We start from the raw sequence: 2,664 nt of genomic DNA, 5'->3' as shown, positions 1-2,664 counted from the left end.
GCCGGCTTCGCCCTGGACCCGGACGCCCTGGCTCTGGGCGACGAGCAGTGGGAACAGGCGCTGGCCTTCGCCCTGGATCGTATCGAGCAAGACGCACCGGCGCTGATCTACGCCTCCGCCGACCCGGCGAAGGTCAAGGCCGCCCAGCAAAGGCTCGGCGTCGAGAGGGCGGGAGAGCTGGTGGAGTGCGCACTCAGTCAACTGGCGGTGACGCTGGTCAACGAAGGCGTGGGGCGACTGCTCGTGGCCGGCGGCGAAACCTCCGGGGCGGTGGTGTCGGCGCTCAGGATCTCGGCGCTGCGCATCGGCGAGCAGATCGACCCGGGCGTGCCCTGGACCCAGGCCACCCTCAAGGGCCACACCGCTCCGCTTTCCCTGGCGCTGAAATCGGGTAATTTCGGCGGCGTCGACTTCTTCACCCGCGCTTTCGAGGTATTGTCATGAGCATTCACGAGCAGAACCGCCAACGCGAGCAGATCAGCCTTCTCGGCAAGTCGCTGTTCGACCGGGGCCTGACCATGGGCTCGAGCGGCAACATCAGCGTGCGCCTGGAGGACGGCGGCTGGCTGATGACGCCGACCAACGCGTGCCTGGGTCGACTGGACCCGGCGCGCATCTCGCATCTCGACCAGCACGGTCGCCTGGTGAGTGGCGATGCCCCCACCAAGGAGCATTTCCTGCACACGGCGATGTACGACGAGCGTCCTCAGTCCGGCGCCATCGTCCACCTGCACTCCACCCACTCCGTCGCGGTCTCCTGCCTGCCGGGCATCGACCCCTGCGACTGCATTCCGCCGATCACCGCCTACTATGCGATGCGGGTGGGCAAGCTGCCCCTGGTGCCCTACCACATTCCCGGCGACAAGGCGCTGGGAGACGCGGTACGCGGGCTTGCGGGCAAGCACAGCGCCGTGCTGCTGGCCAACCACGGCCCGGTGGTGGCGGGCAAGAACCTGGAGGCCGCCGTCTACGCCACCGAGGAGCTCGAGGAGACCGCCAAGCTCTTCTTGCTGCTGCGCGGCGAAAACCCGCGCACCCTGACCCCGGAGCAGGTCGCCGAACTCGAAGCAAGGTTCCCGCGCGACTGAGCCCTGCATGGCCACCTCCGCGCCTGGCTACCGCGCACCGAAACCGCCAGCTCCAGGTGGTTCGCGCCAGGCGCTGCCTCTCTCGCCCACCGGCCGCGCCCAGGCGCGGCTTTCCACGCCCATGGCAAGTCGGTGAACTCGACCGCCACGCCCCTGCACCTTTAGCCAATTGACGAAACGAGGCGGGCGTCCCATTTTTGGTCGATAAAGGCATCCCCACCCTCAAGACCAACGTAGCCAGCGAGGCGCTCGTCCTCGGCCGCTCGAGGGTCGTCAATGCCCCGGGGCGCTTAGGTGGCGACGCCGCGCAGTCGAGGGTATATGCTAGCGCGATTCATCATGACCGCTTACTGCGCTGAACAGTGCCTTTGGAGAGAAGATGACGAGCCTTTCAGCGGTGAACAACACGCTCTATGACACCTTGACGGCGAAGCTGCCGCGCATGGTGGCAAAATCCCTCGTCCGCGCGCCCTACCTTCCGTCGCTGCCCGCCGTGGCGCTCGAGGTGCTCGAGGTCGCGCGCTCGCCGGATGCCTCGCTCCAGGACTACGCCAGCGTCATCGAACACGACCCCGCACTCACTGCGCGACTGATCGGCGCCGCCAACAGCGCCCACCATCTCAACGCGGCGGGACCGGCCTGCACCGGGCTGGAGGCGACCCAGCGGCTCGGCACGGACGCAACGATCGCGACCGTATTGAGCTTCGCGCTGCTCAAGGACCTCGAGGCCAACGAGACGGCGGTGCCCGTCTGGCAGCGCGCGATCGCCGCGGCGGCGATCGCGAGCCAACTGGCCCAGAAGCTCTGCCCGGATCGGCTGGGCTACGTGTTCACCGTCGCCCTGCTGCAGGACATCGGCGTGCTGGCGCTGCAGATGACGTTCCCGGCCCAGGCGCCAGCACTCTACGAGCGACGCGATCAGTCCCACATGCAGCTGGCCCAGAACGAGCGCCATCATTTCGGCTGCGACCATACGCTGGTGGGTGCCTGGATCGCCGCCCGGTGGGGGCTGCCCGAGAGCCTCGTGCACGCCATCAACGAGAGCCACGACAGCGTCTTCACCGACGACAACGTCGCCGTGTGCGTGCGGCTTTCCGGTCCATTGGCGGATGCCTGGCTTTCGGCGAACCCGGCGCGTGCGTTCTCGACGCTTCTCTACGAGCTTTCCGTCTCCAATACCGAGCACGTGACCATTCTCGAGGCGCTCTTCTACACCATGCATCGTCAGATCGCGCTGTTGAGCGATCTGCTCAAGCTGGCGATTCCGCTCCCTCTGGACAGCGTCGACGTGCTCACCGAAGCCAAGCAGCTGTTGTATCAGCACGCGCTCGCCCTTGGCGCCCGTCTGCAGGCCCAGCAGGAAGCGCTCGAAGCGCTCGAAAGCCGCCACGGTCAGTTGCTCGAGCGCAGCCGCATCGACCCCTTGACCCGGCTTGCCAACCGCGCCTGGCTCGAAGAGCAGCTTCACGAGCATTTCGCGCGCTGTCGCCTCGAAAAACGCGCCATGACGGTCGTCTTCATCGACCTGGATCACTTCAAGGCGCTCAACGACGAGCACGGCCACGGCACCGGAGAC

General features: G+C 67.0%; 4 protein-coding genes. All 4 read left to right on the top strand.

What is annotated here, in order from left to right:
• Positions 1-444, top strand: a 444-nt coding sequence (locus BIS11_RS14680; protein WP_301286481.1) for a nucleotide-binding domain containing protein, incomplete at its 5' end; no start/stop codon positions are given.
• Positions 441-1,088 (top strand): 3-oxo-tetronate 4-phosphate decarboxylase, encoded by a 648-nt coding sequence (gene otnC / locus BIS11_RS14675; RefSeq protein ID WP_253425867.1) that lies wholly within the window; start codon positions 441-443, stop codon positions 1,086-1,088. The genes BIS11_RS14680 and otnC, both read left to right, overlap by 4 nt.
• 7 nt (positions 1,089-1,095) lie before the next feature.
• Positions 1,096-1,224: a hypothetical protein gene (locus BIS11_RS18595; RefSeq protein WP_301286480.1), complete on the top strand. Its 129-nt coding sequence runs from the start codon at positions 1,096-1,098 to the stop codon at positions 1,222-1,224.
• Positions 1,225-1,467: 243 nt separating this feature from the next.
• The coding region (locus BIS11_RS14670) for a GGDEF domain-containing protein (protein ID WP_253586398.1) at positions 1,468-2,664 on the top strand (1,197 nt) is incomplete at its 3' end.

Source organism: Halomonas sp. 707D4 (genome assembly GCF_024158685.1).
Lineage (GTDB): Bacteria > Pseudomonadota > Gammaproteobacteria > Pseudomonadales > Halomonadaceae > Vreelandella.
The sequence above is the reverse complement of the archived record's forward strand: the minus strand, read 5'-3'. Positions and strand labels throughout refer to the sequence as shown.